The following is a 20,976-nucleotide window of genomic DNA, read 5'->3' as shown; positions in this document are numbered from 1 at the left end:
ATAAAGACGTGGATGGCCGGGTCAAGCCCGGCCATGACGACGAGGAGAGCGTTCGCCGCACCTCACATCACGGCGCCTCCATCACCGTCGGCACACCGGGCTCCAGCAGCCGCAGCCGCGTCCCGAACCCGAGCACGTCGAACGTCTTGCGCAGGTCCTCGCTGTTCTGGCGGAAATGCGCCCAGCCCTCGGTATGCACGGGCACGATCATCGCGTCGGGGAAGGCGCGCGCGGTCTCGATGGTGTCGTTGGTGTCCATGGTGAGATGAAACGGCCCGCGCGTTTGCGCCGCGCCCGCGAACGGCAGCACCACGCCGCATTTGAAGCGGCGCGCGACCTCGGCGACGCCGTCGAACCAGGTGGTGTCGCCGCTGATATAGACCGGGCGCGTGTCCTTGCGGCTCGACTGCACCACGAAGCCGATGACGTCGCCCGACAGCGGCTCGATGCCGGCCGGGCCGTGGCGCGCCGGCGTCGCGGTGATGGTCAGCGTGTTGCCGTCGCCGTCTTTCAGATGCGCGGTCGCCCAGGGCGCCAAGCCCTCGACATGACCGCCGAGACGCCTGGCACCGGCCTCAGTCGTCAGCGCGCGCGGTGCTTTGAGCAGATATTCCCGGCCGGAATTGTCGAGATTGTCCGCATGCTGATCGTGGCTGAGCAGCACGGCATCGATCGGGCCGACCGCATCGGCCTTCATCGCCGGACCGATGGTCTTCTCCAGCTTCACATGCGGCAGCTGATAGGCGCCGGGGGCGTCGAAAGTGGGATCGGTGAGCAGGCGAAAGCCGTCGATCTCGATCAGCGCGGTGGGGCCGCCGATCAGGGTGATGGAAACAGGCATGAGGGACCTCCTCTTACACGACGGGCTTTGCGGGGCGCGTCACCAGGTAAATGCCGAGCGCCACCGGAATGATCCCCAGCAAGTCACGCGCTTCGACGTGCTCGCCCAGCACGAGATACGCGAACAGCATGCCGAGCGGCGGCATCAGGAAATGATAGGCACTGGCCGCGGTCGCGCCACACACTTTCAGGAGATGAAACCAGAGCCAGTAGGCCAGGATCGAGCCGCCAAGCACGAGAAAGGCGAAGGCGCCGATCAGGCTCGGCGTGAAATCGATCGCGTGAACGTCGGCGAAGGTGAGCGCGACCGGCGTCAGCACGATGCCGGCGGCGAGATTCTGCACGCCGTTGCCGATCCACAGCGACCCCTTGGGCGCGAGCAGCTTGAACAGGATGGTGCCGGCGACGATCGACGCGAGCGAGGCCAGGGTGAAGAGGATGCCGTGCAGGCTGTCGGTGCCGACCGACAGGCGATGCCAGACAATGAGGGTGACGCCGATGATGCCGAGCAGGAGGCCGCTCGCCTTGCGCCAGGTCATGCCCTCGCCGAGCAAAAGCGCGGCGAGCGCGGCCGTGAACACCGGGTTGGCCGAGACGATCAGGCCGCCGAGGCCGGCGGAGACCGATTGCAGGCCGGTGTAGCCGAGCCCGAGATAGAGCGCGTTGTTGGCGATGCCGAGCACGGCAAAGATCACGGCATCGCGCCACGACAATGACCAGTCGCCGCGGATAGCCGTGGCACCGAGGATCAAGACGCCCGCGAGCGAGAAACGCGCGGCGAGCAGGATGAGCGGCGGGCAATGGGTGACGCCGATCTTGCCGGCGACAAAGGCATAGCTCCAGAGCAGGCAAAACAGTCCGATAGCGAGCGGCAAAGTGTTGAAGCGGCTACGTGGGACGGCGACCGAGGGGGCGAGCGACATGTGGGCATTCTCCTAGGCCCTCGATCTAGGGATCGGGCTTGTCATTTGGAAATTAAATGATTAACTCGCAATCAGTGGCTTTTCGAATGGAGGCAGCCATGCTCGATCTGGAGCTCCTGCGCAGCTTCGTCTCGGTGGTCGAGGCCGGTGGCTTCACCCGCGCCGGCGAGCGCGTCCACCGCACGCAATCGACCGTCAGCCAGCAGATCAAGCGGCTGGAGGAGGATGTCGGTCAGGTGCTGCTGCACCGTGACGGCAAGGATGTGCGCCCGACCGAGGCCGGCGAACGGCTGCTGTCCTATGCGCGGCGTCTGCTCACGCTCGCAGAGGAGGCGCGCGACGTGCTGCGCGACGAAGGCGAAGGCGCGATCCGGCTCGGCATCCCCGAGGATTTTGCGGCGTATCGGCTGGCAAAGCTGCTGGGCGCCTTCTCGCGCTCGCATCCGAACCTGCGGCTCGATGTGCGCGCCGACCAGAGCAAGAATCTGTCCCGCGACCTCGAACGCGGCGAGCTCGACCTTGCGCTGTTCAAGCGCGAGGCCGGCGCGAAGGGCGCGATCGCGGTGTGGCCGGAGCGGGTGCACTGGGTCACCAGCAAGAGCCATCCGGTCGATTTCAACGCGTCCTCGGTGCCGCTGATCGGCTTTCCGCCCGGCTGCCTCTACCGCGCCGGCGCGATCCATGCGCTGGAAAGCGCCGGCCGGGCCTGGCACATGTCCTATTCGTCATCGAGCCTCGCCGGCATCCAGGCCGCGGTCGCCGCCGGCATGGGCCTGAGCATCTTGTCGGAGATGTCGATCCAGGCCGACCATCGCGTGCTGACGGCCAAGGACGGCTTTGCGCCGATCAACCGCACCGAGGTGGCGCTGATGGCCGCGCCGAACGCCAGCTCCGCGACGCTGCGGCTGGCGGATCGCCTCGCGGAGTTCTGCGAGGACGTGCAGGCGAAGGCGGCGTGAATTTGCGGGATTGGTAGGGTGGGCAAAGGCGCAAAGCGCCGTGCCCACCATCGTTCAGCGGGTGTTGCAGATGGTGGGCACGCTACCGCTTTGCCCACCCTACCAGAGCGCGCCCCTCAGGAGCACCGCGACGCCGCGATCGCGTGGACACGCCGGTCGCCGAGCAGATGCGCGACAAAACTGGTCTCCGGAAAGATCTTTGCAAACGCCGCATCGCGGATGCTTAAGCCCCCCGCATAGGCGCCGAAGGCGGGCATCACGGCGCGCATGCCGTCGCTGGCGAAACAACGCCGCTCCATCGAGCGGCCGCGCGCGGAGACGCGGGCCTTGGGATGGAGATGGCCGGCGATCTCGCCATGCGCGCCGGTCGGCTCGTGGCGGAACGTGATCGGACCGATCGCGACTTCATCGGCGACGGTGCCACCGAGATCGCGCGGCAGCATGGGATCGTGATTGCCCGAAATCCAGATCCAGTCGCGCCCGCTCTGGAGCGCTGCGACGGCATCGCGATCATCCGCCGAGAGGCGCTCATGCGCAGAACGATCGTGAAAGCTGTCGCCGAGCGCGATGACGATTTTGGGATCATGGCGGGAGATGACAGCAGCGAGCCGGCTCAACGTCGCCAGCGTGTCATAGGGCGGCAGCAGCACGCCGCGGGTGGCGAAGCTGGAACCCTTTTCGAGATGCAGGTCGGAAACGACGAGCAGGCGCTGCTCGTCCCAGAACAGGGCGCCGGAGAGATCGGCGTGAAACGGGACGCCTGCGACGTCGACGCTGCGCGTCGTCGCCACCGAAAATGCTGCTTGCTCCGTCATGGCCGGGCATAGCCGTTCGAAGAACGGCGTCGCTTCCGCTCGCCTGTGCCCGGCCATCCACGTTCTTGCCGTGGAGGCAAAGTCGTGGATGCCCGGGACAAGCCCGGGCATGACGATGTGGATGGATCAGCGCGCCTCACTGGCAAATTCTCTACGACATCGCCTCTTTGACCAGCTCGTCGGCGGCCTCGGCCAACAGCTCGTCGCCAGCTTCGCCATAAACTGACTCGCGGCCGATTTCCAGCATCACGGGAACGGCGAGCGGGGAGACGTGGTCGAGTTCCCGATGGGTGATGCGGCCCTTGATGCGGGTCAGCATGTCGCCGAGCCGGCGCAGATCAAGCAGCCCGGTGGCGGCATCGGCGCGCGCGGCGCGCAGCAGGACGTGGTCGGCCTGATGCTTGCGCAGCACGTCGTAGACGAGATCGGTCGAGAACAGCACCTGGCGGCGGCTCTTCTCCTCGCCGGTGTGGCGGCGCGCGATCAGGCCGGAGATGATCGCGCAATTGCGGAAGGTGCGCTTCATCAGCGCCGATTCGGCGAGCCAGGCCTCGAGATCGTCGCCGAGCATATCAGGGTCGAACAGCGTGTTGAGATCGAGCTTGCCGTTCCGGATCATGAACGACATATCGCCGAGCCCCCAGATCGCCACCGCATATTCGTTGGCGACGAAGCCGAGCGGGCGGGCGCGAACGCGTTCCAGCCGGCGCGTCAGCAGCATGCCAAGGGTCTGGTGCGCGAGGCGGCCTTCGAAGGGATAGCAGACGATGTAATGCTTGCTGGCGCGCGGAAAGCTTTCCACCAACAGCTCGCGCACCGCAGGCACGCGCGAGACGTCCTTCTGCTGAGACAGCCAGTCGCGGACCTGCTCCGGCAAACTCGTCCATGCGCGCCCGTCGTCAAGCAGGCGGCGGACACGCTCGGCGAGATAGGTCGAGAGCGGAAACTTGCCGCCCATATAGGACGGCACCTTGGGGTCCTTGTCATGGGCGCGCGAGACATAGACCTGATCCTCGACCAGGGTTTCGTAGCGGACCACCTCGCCGCTGAAGACGAAGGTGTCGCCCGGACTCAGGCCCTCGATGAAGGCCTCCTCGATCTCGCCGAGCAACCTGCCGCCGCGCGCGATCACGCCCGTGGAGCCGGCACCGCCGCCGCGCGAGCGCACCAGCCGCACCTTCAGCATGTCGTCCTCGACGATGGTGCCGACATTCATCCGGTAGCTCTGCCGCACTTTTGGATTGGCGACGCGCCAGCGGCCCTCCTTGTCCTGCTTGATGCGGGCGAAGCGTTCATAGGTCTTCAGCGCGTAGCCGCCGGACGCGACGAAGTCGACGACGTCGTCGAAATCCTGCCGCGTGAGATCGGCGTAGGGCGCGGCGGTACGCACTTCGTCGTAAAGCTCCCCGGAGAAAAACGGCTCGCCGCAGGCGCAGCCGAGCACGTGCTGGGCCAGCACGTCGAGGGCACCAATGCGCAGGGGCGGCGTGTCCTGCGCATTTTCGGCGATGGCGTCGATGGCGACGCGGCACTCCAGCACCTCGAAGCGATTGGCCGGCACCAGCACGGCGCGCGAGGCTTCGTCGAGGCGATGGTTGGCGCGGCCGATCCGCTGCATCAGGCGCGACGCGCCCTTCGGTGCGCCGATATTGACGACGAGGTCGACATCGCCCCAGTCGACGCCGAGGTCTAGAGAGGACGTGCAGACCACGCCGCGCAATCTGCCGGCCGACATGGCGTCCTCGACCTTGCGCCGCTGCGCGACGTCGAGCGAGCCGTGATGCAGCGCGATTGCCAAGTTGTCGTCGTTCATGCTCCAGAGGTTCTGGAACAGCATCTCGGCCTGGCTGCGGGTGTTGACGAACACCAGCGTGGTCCTGTTCGCCTTGATCAGCTGGTAGATTTCGGGAAGCGCATGGCGCGCGCTGTGGCCGGCCCAGGGCAGGCGCTCGCGTGTATCCAGCATCTCGACCAACGGCGGCGCCGCGCCGCCGGCGATGACGACGTCGGCGGATACGGCCTGGTCCTTCGCCTGCGGCACCAGGAAGCGGGCCAACGATTCCGGCTCGGCCACCGTTGCGGACAGCCCGATCGCGCGCATCTGCGGCGCCAGCCGCCACAGCCGCGCAAGGCCGAGCGACAAGAGATCGCCGCGCTTCGACGTCACCAGCGCATGCAGCTCGTCGAGCACGATGCGATTGAGCGAGGAGAACAGGAACGGCGCGTCATCGGAGGACAGCAGCAGCGCGAGCTGCTCGGGCGTCGTCAGCAAAACGTCCGGCGGATAGCGCCGCTGCCGCTGGCGCCGCGACACCGGTGTATCGCCGGTGCGGGTCTCGATCTTGATCGGCAGGCTCATCTCGGCAACCGGCCGCTCCAGATTGCGCGCGATGTCGACGGCGAGCGCTTTCAGCGGCGAGATGTAGAGCGTGTGCAGGCCGCCGCTGCGTTGCACGGCGCGGCCGGAGGAGACAACGGATTTCGCGGGAGAGGTCGGCGCGGCACTCAGCTCCACCAGCGTCGGCAAAAATCCGGCCAGCGTCTTGCCGGCGCCGGTCGGCGCGATCAGCAAGGCCGAGCGGTCCTCGCGCGCCTTCTCCAGCAGTGCGAGCTGATGCTCGCGCGGCGACCAGCCGCGGGCCGCAAACCACTTTTGGAAGCGGTCGGGCAGCAGCGTGGCCGGCTCGGCCGGGATTTTGAGGATGCGGGGCGGCACGGCTTCACAGGTAAGCCGTGGGGACGGGTTCGTCGAGGGGTGGGAAGCCCCTACTCCGACATCGGCTTGTCCGAGATATCCCAATCCTTGCCGCTGAAGATCGAGATGAACAGCGTCTTCATCGGCGTGTAGTCGTCGGGCGTATAGTCGTAGGTGACGCCGTCGAGGAAGTAGGGCGAGTGGAAGCCTTTCAGCGTCGAGGCCTGCTTCAGCACGTTGGCGCGGGTGAGCTCGTCGCCGCAGCGGCGCAGGATCTCGCCCATGGTGACGGCCTGGCCGTAGCCGGCGAACGCGATGGTATTGTCGGGGTCGATGGTCGGGATGTACCTCTTGCGCAGCTCCTCGAACGCCATCACGTCCGGGTCCTTCTCCCATTTCGGCAGGCCGACCTCCTTGTTGTAGCGGATGGCGACGATGCCGGCGGCGTTCTCCAGGCCCGCGGCATTGAGGATCGAGCGACCGGTCGAGCCCGCCGACAACAGCTGCAGCGGCTTCCAGCCGAGCTCGGCGACCTTGCGGATCGACTGCGACGACGCCTTGCCGGTGGAGATATTGTAGAACACGTCGGCGCCCGATTTCGAGAGATTGATGAGCTGGGAATCGACGGTGGGATCGGTGAGATCGTAGGTCTGCTCCATGATCACCGATGCGGTGCCGCCGGCATCGGCCAGCACCTTCTTGAACGGACCGAGGAAGTCGCGGCCGAAATCGTCGTTCTGGTAGAGGATGCCGACCTTGGCATTCGGCTTCACGGCGACGACATGCCGCGCCAGGATGCGCGCCTCGGTCGGATAAAGCGGCAGGCCCGCCATCGTCCACTTGAACTCTTTCGGGTTATTCCACTTCGACGCGCCGGTGTTGAGCAGCAGCTGCGGCACGCCCTTGGAGTTCAGGTATTTGTGCACGGCGGTCTGCGGCGCGGTGCCGAGCGAGCCGTAGAGCGCAAGCACCTCCTCCTGCTCGACCAGACGCCGCGTCGCCTCGACGCATTTCGATGCGCTGTAGGCGTCGTCCATGGTGAGAAACTTGATCTTGCGCCCGTTGATGCCGCCCTTCTCGTTCAGCATCTGGAAATAGGCCTCGCCGATGCGCCCGAGCACGCCGTAGAGCGAGCCGGGACCGGAATGCGGCACGGTCTGCCCGATCTTGACCTCGCTGTCGCTGGCGCCGGCATCGTATTTCTTCTCGGCAGCCCAGACTGAGGGCGCGGGCAGGACGGACGCGGCAATGGTGGCGAGCGCGGCGGCGCTGACATCGCGCCGCGATGGATTTGTCGTCATTGTTGTTTCTCTCCCTAACGCGCGCATTGTGCTGGCTTCGCGGCACGGCTCGCAAGTAGGAAGTTCGTCGCTGGGCGGCGCAATGACGCTTAAATTGCCGGGTGTTTAGCGCCTAGACTCAAGTTTTCTCGGCGACGACGACGATACCGCGCACCGGCTCGTTGTTCTCGATGCGCGGCGACGCCGGCTCCAGCGTCAGCAGCTTCAGCCCGGCCTTCGCAAGCGCGCCGCGGACATATTCCGCCGCATGGGCATAGCGCAGGCCTTCGCCGAGCACGATGCCGCTGCCGTCATGCGTCTCCAGCGTGAAGGCGAGCACGCCGCCTGACACCAGCACGCGCCTGGCTTCGGTGAGCACCGGCGCAAGGTCTGAGAGATAGACGAACGCGTCCGCGGCGACGACGAGGTTCGCGCTGGCATCGGCCTTGCTGCGCAGGCCCTCTATCATGTCCGCGACCTCGAGCTCGGCATAGAGCGCGGTGGCACGCGCTTCCTTGATCATGCCGGGCGACAGGTCGATGCCGATGAAATGGTCGACCTGTCTGGCGAAGGCCGCTGCCGCGAGTCCCGTGCCGCAACCGAGGTCGACGGCGCGCTTGAACAGGGCCGGCTTCTTCGCGGCGCCGCGGGCGGCGAGCACCGCCTTGAAAATCAGCGACGGCGCGCGATAGCCGAGATCGTTGACCAGTGTGTGCTCGAAGCGCGGCGCATATTGGTCGAACAGCGCCTGCACATAGGCTTTTGGCATCTCCGCCATCTCGGTGTCGCCGAGCCGGATCAGATGCAGGCGGGCGCCGTGCTGGTCCCCGGGATCGCACCGGCGCGCTTCGCGGAACGCCGCAATCGCCTTGTCGCGCTCGCCGAGCTGCTGGCGGATTTCGCCGAGCGTGAACCAGGCCGAGGTGAAGTCAGGCGCAAGCTCGATTGCCTGTTCGATGAGATCGGCGGCGGCGGGCAGATCGCCCTTGAGCTGGAGGTCGCGCGCGAACTCGAAACGGCGGTCGGCCATGAGATCGCCGGAGGTCAGAAACAGGCGGAGCGGCATTGGGAACCAGGAAGCGAAGCGGGTGGCGACTCGAAGATGCGGTGGAGCGACCTATATATCAGGCATGCGGCCGCAAGACATCCTGTTGCCAACTGCTGACGGCCTGTGCTGCAGGCCCGGCAAATTCCATATCGATCCCATCCGCCCGGTCGAGCGGGCCGTGATCACTCACGGCCATTCCGACCATGCCCGGGCCGGCCATGGCGCCGTGCTGGCGACGCAGGAAACGCTGGACATGATGCGGCTGCGCTATGGCGAGAATTTTGCCGGCTCGACGCAGACCATCAGCTATGGCGAGGAAATCCGGCTCGGCGACACAAGCGTGAAATTCCACCCGGCCGGTCATGTGCTCGGCTCGGCGCAAATCGCTGTCACCTGCAACGGCACCTGCATCGTCGCCTCCGGCGACTACAAGGACGCGCCCGACCCGACCTGCGTACCGTTCGAGTTGGTGCCCTGCGACGTCTTCATCACCGAGGCCACCTTTGGCCTGCCGGTATTTCGCCATGGCGATGCCGCGGACGAGGTGAACAAGCTGCTGGCCTCCGTCGCCTTGTTTCCCGAGCGCGCGCATCTCGTCGGCGCCTACTCGCTCGGCAAAGCCCAGCGCGTGATCGCGCTGCTGCGCCAGGCCGGCTATGACGCGCCGATCTATCTGCATGGCGCGATGGAGTCGATCACGCATTACTACCAGAGCCGCGGCATCGACCTCGGCGAGCTCAGGCCGGTGATGGGCGTGAAGAAGGCGGCGCTCGCCGGCACCATCACGCTCGCACCGCCCTCGGCGACCTCCGACATCTGGACGCGGCGCTTCCCCGATCCCGTCACCGCGTTCGCATCGGGGTGGATGCGCGTGCGTGCCCGCGCGCGGCAGCGCGGCATCGAATTGCCGCTGGTGATCTCCGACCACGCCGATTGGGACGGCCTCACCGCGACGATCACTGCGACCGGCGCCGGCGAGATCTGGGTCACCCACGGCCAGGAAGACGCGCTGGTGCATTGGTGCAAATCACGGGGTTTACAGGCGCAGCCGCTCGATCTCGTCGGCTACGGCGAGGAGGAGGAGAGCGAGACGCCGGTTCAGGGCGAGGCCGAGGCATGAACCGCTTCGCCGAGCTCTTGGACCGTCTCGCCTACGAGCCCGGCCGCAACAACAAGCTGCGCCTGCTCACCCGCTACTTTCGCGAGGTCGGCGATCCCGACCGCGGCTACGCACTGGCCGCGCTCACCGGCGCGCTCAGCTTCAAGCATGCCAAGCCGGCGCTGATCCGCGATCTCATTGCGTCGCGCACGGATGAGGTACTGTTCGGGCTGAGTTACGATTACGTCGGCGATCTCTCGGAGACGGTCGCGCTGATGTGGCCGCGGGCGGCCCTGGCCGCCCACAACAACCCGCCTCCCCCGACCCTCACCGAGGTCGTCACCACGCTGCGCACGCTCGGCAAGACCGAATTGCCGAAGCAGCTCGAACGCTGGCTCGACGAGCTTGACGAGACCGGCCGCTGGGCGCTGCTCAAGCTCGTCACCGGCGCGTTGCGCATCGGCATCTCCGCACGCCTGGCGAAGACCGCGGCCGCCGCGCTCGGCGACAAGGACCCGCATGAGGTCGAGCTGATCTGGCCGGGCCTCAGCCCCCCCTATCTCGACCTGTTCGCCTGGCTGGAAGGCCGCGGTGAAAAACCGGTCAATCGCGATCCCGCGCCGTTCCGCCCCGTGATGCTGGCGCATGCGATCGAGGACGGCGATTTCGCGAGCCTCGATCCCGCCGACTACGTCGCCGAATGGAAATGGGACGGCATCCGCGTGCAGGCGGTGGCCGGCCGCGACGAGCGCGGGCAAATCACGGCGCGACTTTATTCGCGCACCGGCGAGGACGTCACCGGGAGCTTTCCGGACCTGGTGCCGTCTTTGCGCCTGCCGGGCGCGATCGACGGCGAGCTGCTGATCCTGCGCGAAGGGCGCGTCCAGAGCTTCAACGTCCTGCAACAACGCCTCAACCGCAAGGTCGTCTCGCCAAGACTGATCAAGGAGTTCCCGATCCACCTTCGCGCTTACGATCTGCTCGGCGACGACGAGAACGATCTGCGCGAGCTGCCGTTCGCCGAACGGCGCGAGCGGCTGGAGACGTTCGTCGCAAAGCTTGGCGATCCCCGCATCGATCTTTCGCCCACCGTCGACTTCGCAAGCTGGGACGGACTCACCGCCGCCCGCGCCGATCCCGCGAGCGCTGGTGCGGGCGCGGATGCCGACGCCGTCGAGGGCGTGATGCTGAAGCGGCGCGACGCGCCCTATCTACCGGGACGGCCGAAAGGGCCGTGGTGGAAGTGGAAGCGGGATCCGCACATCATCGATGCCGTGCTGATGTATGCGCAGCGCGGCCACGGCAAGCGTTCGTCCTATTATTCCGACTATACTTTTGGCGTCTGGACCGAGACCGAGAACGGCGACGAGCTGGTGCCGGTCGGAAAAGCCTATTTCGGCTTCACCGACGAGGAGCTGCTGCAGATCGACCGCTTCGTCCGCCGCAACACCACCGAAAAGTTCGGCCCCGTCCGCCATGTCGTGCACGAGGGCGACAAGGGGCTGGTGCTGGAGGTCGCCTTCGAGGGGCTGCAGCGCTCGCCGCGGCACAGATCCGGCGTCGCCATGCGCTTTCCCCGCATCAGCCGGCTGCGCTGGGACAAGCCGCCGCGGGAGGCCGACCGGCTGGAAACGCTGGAAAGAATGCTGAAGGCGGACGAATCCCTACCAACAATTAAGGTTGCAGGATCCGCCGATGGCCATTGACGGGGAAATGCGGGTTCCCCATGTCCCCCGCCGTGACCTATAATCGGGACGAATCCCCGCGAGGAGTTTTCTGAGATGGCCCACGACGTCAGAGATTTGCCGGCCGGCCGCAGCGATGGCCTGCACCGCTTTCTCGGCGGCTCGCCGCTGGCGGTCGCGTTTCGCCTGGTGCTGCTCTCGATCCTGGTCGGCGTCGTGCTGGCCGCGATCGGCTTCGATCCGTGGAATATCCTCATCAGCATTCGTCTGCTGTTCCAGCGGCTGTGGGATCTCGGCTTCGATGCCGTGAGCTGGCTGTGGCGCTACTTCCTGCTCGGCGCGGTCATCGTGATCCCGATCTGGCTGCTGTCGCGCGTGTTCGGCTCGCCGCGCCGCTAAGTCGTTATTTTTGAGCATGATCTTGTCGGAAAACCGCTTCACACTTTTCCGGATCATGCTCCAGGGAGTGCGCAGCCGATGCAACTGCGTTTCGTCGGCTGCGGTGATGCCTTCGGCTCGGGCGGCAGGCTCAACACCTGTTTCCACGTTTCAGGGCGCGAAACGAATTTCCTGATCGATTGCGGCGCGTCGGCCCTGCCGGCGCTGAAGCGGCTCGAGATCGATCGCAACGACATCGATCTCATCCTGATCACGCATTTCCACGGCGACCATTTTGCCGGCTTGCCCTTCCTTGTGCTCGATGCCCAATTCTCGCGGCGGACGCGGCCGCTCACTATCGCGGGTCCGCAAGGCATCGAGACGCGGCTGACGCAGGTGATGGAAGCGCTGTTCGAGCTTTCCTCGAAGACCAAGCAGCGCTTCGCGCTGAACATCGTCGAACTCGCCCCCGAACAAAGCCAAAGCTTCGGCCCGGTGAATGTGACGCCCTGTCCTGTCGTGCATGGCGAATCCGGCGGGCCCTTCCTCGCCTATCGCGTCGAGGCCGAGGGCCGCACGCTGGCCTACAGCGCCGACACCGAATGGACGGAGACGCTCATTCCGCTGGCGCATGGCGCCGACCTTTTCATTGCCGAAGCGTATATGTACGACAAGGTGGTCAAGAACCATCTCAGCCTGAAGACCCTGGAACAGCATTTGCCAGCCATCGGCCCAAAACGCCTCGTCCTCACCCATATGAGCGACGACGTGCTGTCGCGTCTCGACGAGGTCGCGCATCTTGCTGCCGAAGACGGCATGGTGCTGGTGTTCTGACATGCACGCGCCCGTTCATCCCAGGGTCGGCTCCCGCCAGGTGTTCGCCATCGCGGGTCCTGCGATGGTCGCGAACCTAACCACGCCCCTGATCGGCGTGGTCTCGACCACCGCGATCGGCCGGCTGGACGATGCCGCGCTGCTCGGCGGCGTCGCGATGGCCTCCGTCATCTTCGACTGCCTGTTCTGGCTGTTCGGCTTCCTGCGCATGAGCACGCTCGCCTTCACTGCTCAGGCGCTCGGCGCGGGCGAGGCCCGCGAGCAGACCGTGATCCTGGTGCGCGGCTTCATCGTCGCCGGCCTGATCGGCGGCGCACTGATTGCGCTGCAATTGCCGCTGGCCGGCGTGCTGTTCGACCTGATGGGCGGCAGCGCGGGCGTGACGCGCGCCGCAAAAACCTATTTCATGATCCGGATCTGGTCGTCGCCGTTCGCGTTCGCGAACTACGTCATTCTCGGCTGGCTGGTCGGACAGGCCCGCGCCAATCCGGCGCTCGCGCTCCAGGTCGTCATCAACCTCATCAACATGGCGGCGACGATTCTGCTGGTGCTGGTCTACGACACCGGCATTGCGGGTGCGGCGATCGCCGCCCTGCTGTCGGAGGGTATCGGTTTCGTGCTCGGCGTCATCGTGTGCCGGCGCTATGCGTATGGCGGCTTTGCCGTTCCCCGCGCAACGCTGCTCGATCGCGCAAAGCTGATGCGACTGCTGGCGGTCAACTCCGACATCATGATCCGCACCGCGGCGCTGATCACCGTCTTCCTGTTCTTCACCGCCAAAGGCGCGCGCGCCGGCGACGTGACGCTGGCCGCGAACTCCGTGCTCAACAATTTCCTGCTGGTCAGCGCCTTCTTCCTCGACGGCCTCGCCAACGCCGCCCAGCAGCTCTGCGGCCGCACTTTTGGCGCGCGCGATGCCAGGGGCTTTGCCGATTCGACCCGGCTGGTGCTGCTGTGGGGCCTCGGCTTCGCCATCGTCGTCGCAGTGCTGTTCGCGCTGTTCGGGCCGAACCTGATCAACTTCATGACCGCGAGCGAAGACGTCCGCCGCGCCGCGCGCGAATTCCTGGTGTTCATCGTGCTGGCACCGATCCCCGGCGTATTCGCCTTCGGCTTCGACGGCATCTATGTCGGCGCCACCTGGGCGCGCGAGATGCGAAACCTGATGCTGACCTCGCTCGCGATATTCGCAGGCGTGTGGTGGGCGCTGCAATCCCTGGGCAATGCCGGGCTGTGGTGCGCGCTGATCACGTTCTATGTCGCCCGCGGCGGCTTGCAGGGCGCACGGTATCCGGCGCTGTATCGGGCGACGTTCCCGAAATCGTAGCGATCGTGTCCCGGACGCGCTGCAGCGTGAAACGCTGCTCCGCAGGGCCGGGACCCAGCGGCTTGTGGGCCCCGGCTCTGCAGCGCACCGCTGAAGAAGCGCTGCGCTGCGTCCGGGGCACGAGACCGCGCTACATCCCCGGCCAGTCTTCCGCCGTCAGCGTCGCCGCATCGGCGCCGACGATCTCGGACAGCGAATCCCGCCCCGTGCGCAGCAGCGTCGAGGTCAGATCGCGCTTGATCTCGTCGACGAGGCCGAGGCCCTTGTAGACCAGCGATGAATAGAGCTGGATCAGGCTGGCACCGGCGCGGATTTTTGTCAGCGCCGCACCGCCGGAGTCCACGCCACCGACACCGATCAGCGGGAACGCGCCCTCGACGCGCACATAGGTCTCGGCGACCATGCGCGTCGACAGGCGAAACAGCGGCCGGCCGGACAGGCCGCCCTGCTCCTTCGACCGCATTTCCTCGCGTAGCGTGCTCGGCCGCGCGATGGTCGTGTTCGACACGATCATGCCGTCGACCTTGCGTGAGCGCGCGACCTGCACGACGTCGTCGAGCTGGGCAAGGCTGAGATCGGGTGCGATCTTCAGCAGCACCGGCGTATCGCCGGCGCTCTCGCGCACCCGATCGCGCGCATCGATCACGCGTCCGAGGAGATCGTCGAGCAGCGCGCCTTCCTGCAGATTGCGCAGCCCCGGCGTGTTGGGCGAGGACACGTTGACGGTGAAATAGCTCGCAACCGGCGCAAAGGTCTCGATCAGCTTGACGTAGTCGGCGACGCGGTCGGGCGAATCCTTGTTGGCGCCGACATTGACGCCGACGATGCCGCCATGTTGCGCGCGGGCCGCCAGCCGGCGCAGGGCTACTTCCGCGCCGTCATTGTTAAAGCCCATGCGGTTGATGATGGCCTCGTCACGCTCGAGGCGAAACAGTCGCGGTCGCGGATTGCCTGCTTGCGGCTTCGGCGTGACCGAGCCGATCTCGACGAAGCCGAAGCCTAATCGCAGCAGCCCGTCCGGCACTTCCGCACTCTTGTCGAAGCCCGCGGCCATGCCGATCGGGTTGGGAAAGTTCAGCCCGAAGGCGCGCACCGCGAGTTTTGGATCGTCCGGCCGCGGCTTCATCGGCGGCAGGAAGCGCAGTCCCTGGATCGCAAGACGGTGCGCGTCCTCCGGATCGAGCCAGCGCAACACCGGCAGCGAGAAGGCGTCGAAAGCGCGGATCACGGGGCAAGCTCCGGGGTGTCGTGGCTGCCATCGGAGCGCATGTTGAGATTGATCACCGAGAGCACCGCGCCGAGATCGAGCTCGCCATAGAGATGCGGGAACAGCTCGTCATTGCGCGAGCGCTCCCAACGGAGCTCGGCTCCGAGCGCGTCGCCGTCGATCTCGACCAGGAACAGCGCACGCTGGCCGAAATAATGCTTGCGCAAAGTCTCCGGAACCTGGGCGGCGGTCGAGAAATGGATGAATCCATCGCGCTCGTCATCCGCGCTGCCCCGGTACACGCCCTGCCGTTCCGCCTCGCGCCAGGCCGAGGCCGGACAGATTTTGTAGATCTTGACCAATGCTTACTGGAGCCCTTTGAGTCTCTTGGGGTTTTTCGTCTCTTCCGGGTCTGAAAACCCGGGCGCGACCGTAAAGGCCACACCTCTCGAACTCAAGAGTTAGAGCCTATTCCGTTCCGATTTCATCGAAACGGAGCTCTAAATTTGTTTTGACGCGTTTTCTTGACGCGAACCGGTACCCACTTCGCTTGAAAACGCTTTCCTCGTCGCCCCTTGCGCGAAAAACGGAAAACCGGTTGATTTGAGGACAGTTTTCCTGAGTTGCGACGGGCTGGACCTTCCATGGTCAAGCAGGCCAAAGCGCAGAGGATGCTGACCCACGACCAGATCTGGGCCGCGCTGGACCAACTGGCTGCGCGCGCAGGGCTGTCGTCGTCCGGCCTTGCCAAGCGGGCCGGGCTCGATCCCACCACCTTCAACAAGTCCAAGCGCGTCACCTCCGACGGCCGCGCGCGCTGGCCCTCGACCGAATCGATCGCGAAGGCACTGGCGGCCGCGGAGTCCTCGATCGACATTTTCGCCAGGCTGATCGGTGATGATGCTGGCGACGGCCGTGCCGTGCCGCTGCTCGGCTTCGCGCAGGCAGGCTTAAGCGGCGCGTTCGACGAATCCGGCTTTCCGTCCGGCAAGGGCTGGGGCGAGATCGCGCTGCCGAACGCCGAGGACAACCACGCCTTTGCGCTGAAGATTTCCGGCGACGCGCTCGCGCCCGCCTATCGCGACGGCGACGTCATCCTGGTCTCGCCTGGCGCACCGATCCGCAAGGGCGATCGCGTCGTGGTGAAGGCGAAGGCGGGCGAAATGATGCTCGCGATGCTGAAGCGCCGCACGGCGAAGGCGCTGGAATTGCAGCCGCTCGATGCGACGCAGGGAGAGCGGACGATGGCAGCGAGCGATGTTGCATGGATCGCGCGGATTGTGTGGGCGAGCCAGTGAAACTTGCTCCGCTGTCATTCCCCGCGAAAGCGGGGAATCCAGTACGCCGCGAGCTCTCGACTCTATAACGGCTGCCCCTGGAATACTGGATCGTCCGCTCCAGTGCGCAAGTGCGCACAAGGCGGACGATGACACCGTGGATGGTCTACGCGCTCCGCGCCAGCGCGCCGTCGATCATGTTGACTGCGTTCTGCACGCCATACACCGCGACGAACGAGCCGAAGCGCGGGCCCTTCTCCTGGCCGAGCAGCACCTGGTAGAGCATGTTGAACCAGTCGAGCGTGACGCCGGGACGACCGTCCTTGCCCTTCTTGACCTGGTCGAGGAACGGCTCGCGGCGGCCGATCTCGTAGACGACGTTCTGGATGTCCTCGGCGGAGGACTCCTGCGGAAGCTGCGACAGCGCATCGCGCAGATCCTGCAACGCGGCGCGCTCGACGTCGGTCGGTTGGCGGAACTGCTTCGTCGGCGCGACGAAGTCGCGGTAATAGTTGATGGCGTAGCCGACCATCGCGTCGAGCTTCGGATGCGTCTGCGGGCTCACGCCGGGACGGTAGCGGCCAATAAAACCCCATAGCGTCTCGGCGTTTTCCGCGTTCGACGACGACACCAGCGTCAAGAGCAGCTGGAACGTGACGGGCATGTCGGCCTTCGGCGGATGGCCGTAGTGAATGTGCCAGACCGGATTGCCGAGCTGCTGCTTGTCGTCCTGCCTGGCAAAGCCGTCGCTGAATTGCTGGTAGTCGTCGACATTGCGCGGGATGACGTCGAAATACAGCCGCTTCGCCGCCTTCGGCTCGCGATACATGAACAGCGTCAGCGATTCCGGCGAGGCATAGCGCAGCCATTCGTCGATGGTGAGGCCGTTGCCCTTCGACTTCGAGATCTTCTGGCCTTTCTCGTCGAGGAAGAGCTCGTAGTTGAAGCCTTCGGGCGGCGTGCCGCCGAGCGCCTTGGCGATCGCGCCCGAGAGCTTGACCGAGTCGATCAGGTCCTTGCCGGCCATCTCGTAGTCGACGCCGAGCGCGACCCAGCGCATCGCCCAGTCGGCCTTCCACTGGCATTTGACGTTTCCGCCGGTCACCGGCGTCTCGACTTCCTGGTTCGTGTCCGGATCGACATAGGTCACGGTGCCGGCCGCGACGTCGCGGCGGATCATCGGCACCTGCAGCACGATTCCGGTGGTCTTGCTGACGGGGAGGAACGGCGAATAGGTGGCTCGGCGATCGGGCCCGAGCGTCGGCAGGATGATCGCCATCACCTGGTCGTAGGCCGCGAGCATCCTGAGTAGCGTCGCATCGAAGCGGCCGGACTTGTAATAGACGGTCGAGCTTGCGAACTCGTAGTCGAAGCCGAAATGATCCAGGAACGCGCGCAGGCGTGCGTTGTTGGCGTCACCAAACGACGGATGCTCGTTCGAGAACGGATCAGGCACCGCGGTGAGCGGCCGCCCCAGATATTGCGCCAGCATGTCCTTGTTGGGCACATTGTCCGGCACCTTGCGCAGGCCATCCATGTCGTCGGAGAAGGCGAGCAGGCGCGTCTTGATCTTGTCCTCGGTCAGCACACGAAAGGCATGGCGCACCATCGAGGTGCGCGCGACCTCGCCGAACGTGCCGATGTGCGGCAGGCCGGACGGACCATAGCCGGTCTCGAACAGCACCTCGTCCTTCGGGCTTTTCTTGAGCCGCGCGACAATGGCCTTCGCCTGCTCGAACGGCCAGGCGTTGGATTGTTCGGCGAGCGCACGAAGATCGCTCGGGCTCATGTTGGGATCGATAACGGACATCAAGGGGCCTCCGGGCCGCGGAAAATAGCGATTTCCGGGCAGAATGCAATTTTGTGGGTCGCAAGAGCTCCTCGCAATGACGGCGGAGGAAGCAGCGACCGGGTTAGAACGGGCTCACCGAAAAATACCGCAGCCACAGATCGGTGTAGCGGCCTTTTTCCCAGACGCGAAACAGGGCCCAGTTCAGGGCCTGGCGCAGCACGTCGTTGCCCTTGCGCACGGCGATGCCGATGCCTTCGCCGAAGAAGCGGCTCTCGACGAAGGGACCGCCGGAGAAGGCGCAGCAATCGCCGGAATCAGTGCCGTTGATCCAGAACGCCAGCGAGATGGCGTCGCCGAAGATGAGATCAACCTCGCCCTTGCGCAAGCCGGCGCGCAAAGCATCGTCATTGGGATAGCCGTGCAACTCGGCGTCGGTGAACATCGCCTTGAGATAGGCCTCATGCGCGGAGCCCGCGATGACGCCGACCTTCTTGCCTTCGAGATATTCGGGCCGGATCTCCGGCATCACCGCATCCTTGCGCGAGGCGAAACGCGCCGGCACGCGGTAATAGGGATCGGTGAAATCGACGCGTGCACGAAGCTGCGGGCTCACCGCCATGGACGCAATGATCGCATCGCCCCGGTTCGAGGTGAGCGCATCGACCAGCGTCTCGAAGCGGCGCATCTGCACGGTGCAGGTGACCTTGACCTCTTCACAAAGCGAGCGGGCGAGATCGACGTTGAAGCCGGCCGGATTGCCGTCGGCGCCGGTGTAGTTGAACGGCGGATAATCGGTCTCGGTCAGGAAGCGGATCACCGTCAGGCGCGACAGGTCGGGCCGCTCCGGGCGCCGCCGCGGGTCCCAGAACCCGGGCACGGCCTGGGGGGCAGCTCGAGGTGCCGCCGGAGGCTGCTTCGACGGTGCCTGGGCGCGAGCGCCCGGCAGGCCCGCGAGCAGGCACGCGGCAACGGCCAGCCCCGTCAGCAAGCCATGGGCAGATTTGGACGATTTCGCCTGTTGCGATGAAGCCATCGGCCGGAAATGAACGAATTTCATTGGGATCGGAGGGCCTTATAGACCATCCGGCCGGGAACGCGAGCGCCGATTGTGACTACGCGGTCGTCATGGCCGGGCTTGTCCCGGGCATCCACGTTCTTGGTGCTGCACGAAAGATCGTGGATGGCCGGGTCAAGCCCGGCCATGACGATGTGGAAGCAGCTTCGCCTGGACGAGGCCTTCAAAGATACCGCTTCAGCTCCGTCGCAGCCTCTTCGGGGCTCCGCTTCAGGTTGAACGGCGAGACGAAACGGCCGTCGCGGTCCATCAGATAGATCAGCGCGGTGTGGTCCATGGTGTAGTCGCCGTCCTTGGTCGGGACCTTCTTGGCATAGACCCGGTAAGAGGTGATCACCTTGGCGGTCTCGGCGGGATCGCCGCTGAGGCCTTCAAGGTGCGGATCGAAGCTCGAGAGATAGTCCTTCATGGTCGCGGGTGTATCGCGCTCGGGATCGACCGAGATGAAGACGGCGTTGACCTTGTCGGCATCCTTGCCCATCGCGCGCAGCAGTTCCGACAGCTCGAACAGCGAGGTCGGGCAGACGTCGGGACAATGGGTGTAGCCGAAGAAGATCAGCGTCGGCTTACCCTTGAGGCTGTTGTCGGTGACGGCTTTGCCGTTCTGGTCGGTGAGCTGGAACGGGCCGCCGATCGCGGCCGGCTGCGCCACCTTGCTGACGCCGCCCATGGCCCAGAACAGCACCAGCAGACCGACGACGAGGCTTGAGGCGAAGGCGGTCGCGATTACCAGCGGACGGGCGGTGGAGCTCATGGGCGGAATACTTCCTGTCGCGAATCAGAAGCAGGCGGCAAAGCCGGTCCTGATCATTTCGAAGAACACCTGGGAGCCGTAATGGAACCAGAGCGCGAGCGCGCCGATCACAAGGAGCCCGGCAACACAGGCGCCGGCCAACAACAGCACGGACGGCAGTCGGCCGGCAGTGGGCGAATTGTCCGATACCGGATGTACGGTGTGCAGTGGCTGAGCCATGACAATGACCGGAGCGAAGGCCCCGGTTCCCTAGCCTTCAGATAGGCTTTGGCCCGCCTGCGGGCAAGGCGCCGCTGGCAGGCCGGGACCCCGTCATGCTGAGGATATCAGTGAAGGAGCTGGCCCCGGGCGGACTCGAGCTGTTCCGCTTGCGGCAGAGGCCGGCGCGACGGCTTGATCGCAGAGGCCTGCGCGTCGAGGTAGCAGGGCTTGTACATGGCCTGGAGCTGCCTGCCCCTCAGGAACAGCATGTGCGGCGTGAGGCCGCCGCGCTGTGAGATCCAGCGCTTCACCTGCGAGGGATACATCGAATAAAGCATGTGGGTCGCCTCAGAGTTGGTCACGGCGCGACCATTGGAGCCGAAATCCCAGGCGGCGTGGAAGCCGAGCGTCGCGTGCGAGGTGACGCAGATGCGGTCGCGCGGGATGGCGCCGAGGACGATGGTGCAGGCGGAAGCGCAGAGGCCGTCGATGATGACGGTGTCGCCTGATTGCCGCAGGTCCTGATATCTGTCGACATAGGTTCCGATCCGGCCGCCGCGGTCATCCGCGATCCGAACCACCGCGTGAGACGCCCCCATGCAAGCGACCAGCACGATCGCCGCAAGCAACCCCGTCAGAAACTTCATTGGCCCCCGCCCCGGTCGTTTGCGAATCTGTGTGTCAGGTGGTGATGCTCGTCTAGCGTCGGTCGACTTCGTGGTTTTGTCTAGGCAGGCGGGCTTACTCAAAACAAATTCAAATCCAGTGTTGCGTCCGCGCTGCACTC

Annotated in this window: 20 protein-coding genes; 7 read left to right on the top strand and 13 right to left on the bottom strand. The window is 65.6% G+C overall.

The genetic code is table 11. The annotated features are described in order from the left end of the window. Positions 1-67 precede the first annotated feature (67 nt). Together ABIC09_RS21485 and ABIC09_RS21480 are read right to left on the bottom strand one after the other, a co-directional pair. Positions 68-841, bottom strand: a complete 774-nt coding sequence (locus tag ABIC09_RS21485; RefSeq protein ID WP_354110476.1) for an MBL fold metallo-hydrolase — start codon at positions 839-841, stop codon at positions 68-70. Between the two features lie 13 nt (positions 842-854). After that, positions 855-1,763 carry a DMT family transporter gene (locus ABIC09_RS21480; RefSeq protein WP_354031559.1) on the bottom strand — a complete coding sequence of 303 codons (909 nt, stop codon included), beginning with the start codon at positions 1,761-1,763 and terminating at the stop codon, positions 855-857. Positions 1,764-1,861: 98 nt separating this feature from the next. Here ABIC09_RS21480 and ABIC09_RS21475 point away from each other — a divergent pair, with 98 nt between their 5' ends. Beyond that, on the top strand, positions 1,862-2,722 hold the full coding sequence (locus ABIC09_RS21475; protein WP_354110475.1) for a LysR family transcriptional regulator: 861 nt from the start codon (positions 1,862-1,864) through the stop codon (positions 2,720-2,722). 116 nt (positions 2,723-2,838) lie between these two features. On the opposite strand, the gene pdeM is transcribed toward ABIC09_RS21475, so the two are convergent. The 4 genes from pdeM to ABIC09_RS21455 all read right to left on the bottom strand — a co-directional run bounded on the left by pdeM (position 2,839) and on the right by ABIC09_RS21455 (position 8,578). Next, positions 2,839-3,537, bottom strand: coding sequence for a ligase-associated DNA damage response endonuclease PdeM (gene pdeM, locus ABIC09_RS21470; RefSeq protein WP_354110474.1), 699 nt, complete (start codon positions 3,535-3,537; stop codon positions 2,839-2,841). Between the two features lie 151 nt (positions 3,538-3,688). Continuing rightward, positions 3,689-6,253, bottom strand: coding sequence for a ligase-associated DNA damage response DEXH box helicase (locus ABIC09_RS21465; protein WP_354110473.1), 2,565 nt, complete (start codon positions 6,251-6,253; stop codon positions 3,689-3,691). Positions 6,254-6,303: 50 nt separating this feature from the next. Next, entirely contained in the window at positions 6,304-7,533 is a 1,230-nt protein-coding gene (locus ABIC09_RS21460) for an ABC transporter substrate-binding protein (RefSeq protein ID WP_354110472.1), read from the bottom strand. 118 nt (positions 7,534-7,651) lie between these two features. After that, positions 7,652-8,578 (bottom strand): class I SAM-dependent DNA methyltransferase, encoded by a 927-nt coding sequence (locus tag ABIC09_RS21455; protein WP_354110471.1) that lies wholly within the window; start codon positions 8,576-8,578, stop codon positions 7,652-7,654. Positions 8,579-8,642: 64 nt separating this feature from the next. On the opposite strand from ABIC09_RS21455, the gene ABIC09_RS21450 reads away from it, so the two are divergent. The 5 genes from ABIC09_RS21450 to ABIC09_RS21430 all read left to right on the top strand — a co-directional run bounded on the left by ABIC09_RS21450 (position 8,643) and on the right by ABIC09_RS21430 (position 13,883). Then, positions 8,643-9,680 (top strand): ligase-associated DNA damage response exonuclease, encoded by a 1,038-nt coding sequence (locus ABIC09_RS21450; RefSeq protein WP_354110576.1) that lies wholly within the window; start codon positions 8,643-8,645, stop codon positions 9,678-9,680. After that, positions 9,677-11,365 carry a cisplatin damage response ATP-dependent DNA ligase gene (locus ABIC09_RS21445; RefSeq protein WP_354110470.1) on the top strand — a complete coding sequence of 563 codons (1,689 nt, stop codon included), beginning with the start codon at positions 9,677-9,679 and terminating at the stop codon, positions 11,363-11,365. The genes ABIC09_RS21450 and ABIC09_RS21445 overlap by 4 nt, the downstream gene beginning before the upstream one ends. Positions 11,366-11,440: 75 nt before the next feature. Further along, positions 11,441-11,743: a DUF6460 domain-containing protein gene (locus tag ABIC09_RS21440; protein ID WP_148754443.1), complete on the top strand. Its 303-nt coding sequence runs from the start codon at positions 11,441-11,443 to the stop codon at positions 11,741-11,743. Between the two features lie 78 nt (positions 11,744-11,821). Continuing rightward, positions 11,822-12,556 (top strand): MBL fold metallo-hydrolase, encoded by a 735-nt coding sequence (locus tag ABIC09_RS21435; protein WP_354110469.1) that lies wholly within the window; start codon positions 11,822-11,824, stop codon positions 12,554-12,556. Between the two features lies 1 nt (position 12,557). Next, positions 12,558-13,883, top strand: coding sequence for an MATE family efflux transporter (locus ABIC09_RS21430; protein ID WP_354110468.1), 1,326 nt, complete (start codon positions 12,558-12,560; stop codon positions 13,881-13,883). Positions 13,884-14,013: 130 nt separating this feature from the next. Here the strand turns inward: ABIC09_RS21430 and ABIC09_RS21425 are convergent, their stop codons facing one another. Further along, positions 14,014-15,111: a quinone-dependent dihydroorotate dehydrogenase gene (locus ABIC09_RS21425; protein ID WP_148754449.1), complete on the bottom strand. Its 1,098-nt coding sequence runs from the start codon at positions 15,109-15,111 to the stop codon at positions 14,014-14,016. Beyond that, positions 15,108-15,452 carry a DUF952 domain-containing protein gene (locus tag ABIC09_RS21420; RefSeq protein ID WP_148754451.1) on the bottom strand — a complete coding sequence of 115 codons (345 nt, stop codon included), beginning with the start codon at positions 15,450-15,452 and terminating at the stop codon, positions 15,108-15,110. The genes ABIC09_RS21425 and ABIC09_RS21420 overlap by 4 nt, the downstream gene beginning before the upstream one ends. A gap of 282 nt (positions 15,453-15,734) precedes the next feature. On the opposite strand from ABIC09_RS21420, the gene ABIC09_RS21415 reads away from it, so the two are divergent. Continuing rightward, positions 15,735-16,388 (top strand): S24 family peptidase, encoded by a 654-nt coding sequence (locus ABIC09_RS21415; RefSeq protein ID WP_148754453.1) that lies wholly within the window; start codon positions 15,735-15,737, stop codon positions 16,386-16,388. A 145-nt stretch (positions 16,389-16,533) separates the two neighbouring features. Here the strand turns inward: ABIC09_RS21415 and ABIC09_RS21410 are convergent, their stop codons facing one another. The 5 genes from ABIC09_RS21410 to ABIC09_RS21390 all read right to left on the bottom strand — a co-directional run bounded on the left by ABIC09_RS21410 (position 16,534) and on the right by ABIC09_RS21390 (position 20,836). Then, positions 16,534-18,177 carry a lysine--tRNA ligase gene (locus tag ABIC09_RS21410; RefSeq protein ID WP_354110467.1) on the bottom strand — a complete coding sequence of 548 codons (1,644 nt, stop codon included), beginning with the start codon at positions 18,175-18,177 and terminating at the stop codon, positions 16,534-16,536. Positions 18,178-18,280: 103 nt separating this feature from the next. Then, a complete protein-coding gene (locus tag ABIC09_RS21405; protein WP_354110575.1) occupies positions 18,281-19,192 on the bottom strand; it encodes an ABC transporter substrate-binding protein in 912 nt (303 codons plus the stop codon). A 205-nt stretch (positions 19,193-19,397) separates the two neighbouring features. Further along, positions 19,398-19,988 carry an SCO family protein gene (locus ABIC09_RS21400; protein WP_148754456.1) on the bottom strand — a complete coding sequence of 197 codons (591 nt, stop codon included), beginning with the start codon at positions 19,986-19,988 and terminating at the stop codon, positions 19,398-19,400. A 24-nt stretch (positions 19,989-20,012) separates the two neighbouring features. Beyond that, the gene (locus tag ABIC09_RS21395; RefSeq protein WP_354031549.1) at positions 20,013-20,207 is read right to left on the bottom strand and encodes a hypothetical protein; all 195 of its coding nucleotides are present in this window, start codon (positions 20,205-20,207) and stop codon (positions 20,013-20,015) included. A 107-nt stretch (positions 20,208-20,314) separates the two neighbouring features. Continuing rightward, a complete protein-coding gene (locus ABIC09_RS21390) occupies positions 20,315-20,836 on the bottom strand; it encodes a Clp protease/crotonase-like domain-containing protein (protein ID WP_354031548.1) in 522 nt (173 codons plus the stop codon). Positions 20,837-20,976 lie beyond the last annotated feature (140 nt).

The organism is Bradyrhizobium sp. S3.12.5 (assembly GCF_040548225.1).
GTDB lineage: Bacteria > Pseudomonadota > Alphaproteobacteria > Rhizobiales > Xanthobacteraceae > Bradyrhizobium > Bradyrhizobium cytisi.
The sequence above is the reverse complement of the archived record's forward strand: the minus strand, read 5'-3'. Positions and strand labels throughout refer to the sequence as shown.

Bases quoted from the DNA above. Each gene is read 5' to 3' on its own strand.
- ABIC09_RS21485 (WP_354110476.1), bottom strand. From the start codon at position 841: ATGCCTGTTTCCATCACCCTGATCGGCGGCCCCACCGCGCTGATCGAG.
- ABIC09_RS21480 (WP_354031559.1), bottom strand. From the start codon at position 1,763: ATGTCGCTCGCCCCCTCGGTCGCCGTCCCACGTAGCCGCTTCAACACT.
- ABIC09_RS21475 (WP_354110475.1), top strand. From the start codon at position 1,862: ATGCTCGATCTGGAGCTCCTGCGCAGCTTCGTCTCGGTGGTCGAGGCC.
- pdeM (WP_354110474.1), bottom strand. From the start codon at position 3,537: ATGACGGAGCAAGCAGCATTTTCGGTGGCGACGACGCGCAGCGTCGAC.
- ABIC09_RS21460 (WP_354110472.1), bottom strand. From the start codon at position 7,533: ATGACGACAAATCCATCGCGGCGCGATGTCAGCGCCGCCGCGCTCGCC.
- ABIC09_RS21455 (WP_354110471.1), bottom strand. From the start codon at position 8,578: ATGCCGCTCCGCCTGTTTCTGACCTCCGGCGATCTCATGGCCGACCGC.
- ABIC09_RS21450 (WP_354110576.1), top strand. From the start codon at position 8,643: ATGCGGCCGCAAGACATCCTGTTGCCAACTGCTGACGGCCTGTGCTGC.
- ABIC09_RS21445 (WP_354110470.1), top strand. From the start codon at position 9,677: ATGAACCGCTTCGCCGAGCTCTTGGACCGTCTCGCCTACGAGCCCGGC.
- ABIC09_RS21440 (WP_148754443.1), top strand. From the start codon at position 11,441: ATGGCCCACGACGTCAGAGATTTGCCGGCCGGCCGCAGCGATGGCCTG.
- ABIC09_RS21435 (WP_354110469.1), top strand. From the start codon at position 11,822: ATGCAACTGCGTTTCGTCGGCTGCGGTGATGCCTTCGGCTCGGGCGGC.
- ABIC09_RS21430 (WP_354110468.1), top strand. From the start codon at position 12,558: ATGCACGCGCCCGTTCATCCCAGGGTCGGCTCCCGCCAGGTGTTCGCC.
- ABIC09_RS21415 (WP_148754453.1), top strand. From the start codon at position 15,735: ATGGTCAAGCAGGCCAAAGCGCAGAGGATGCTGACCCACGACCAGATC.
- ABIC09_RS21410 (WP_354110467.1), bottom strand. From the start codon at position 18,177: ATGTCCGTTATCGATCCCAACATGAGCCCGAGCGATCTTCGTGCGCTC.
- ABIC09_RS21405 (WP_354110575.1), bottom strand. From the start codon at position 19,192: ATGGCTTCATCGCAACAGGCGAAATCGTCCAAATCTGCCCATGGCTTG.
- ABIC09_RS21400 (WP_148754456.1), bottom strand. From the start codon at position 19,988: ATGAGCTCCACCGCCCGTCCGCTGGTAATCGCGACCGCCTTCGCCTCA.
- ABIC09_RS21395 (WP_354031549.1), bottom strand. From the start codon at position 20,207: ATGGCTCAGCCACTGCACACCGTACATCCGGTATCGGACAATTCGCCC.
- ABIC09_RS21390 (WP_354031548.1), bottom strand. From the start codon at position 20,836: ATGAAGTTTCTGACGGGGTTGCTTGCGGCGATCGTGCTGGTCGCTTGC.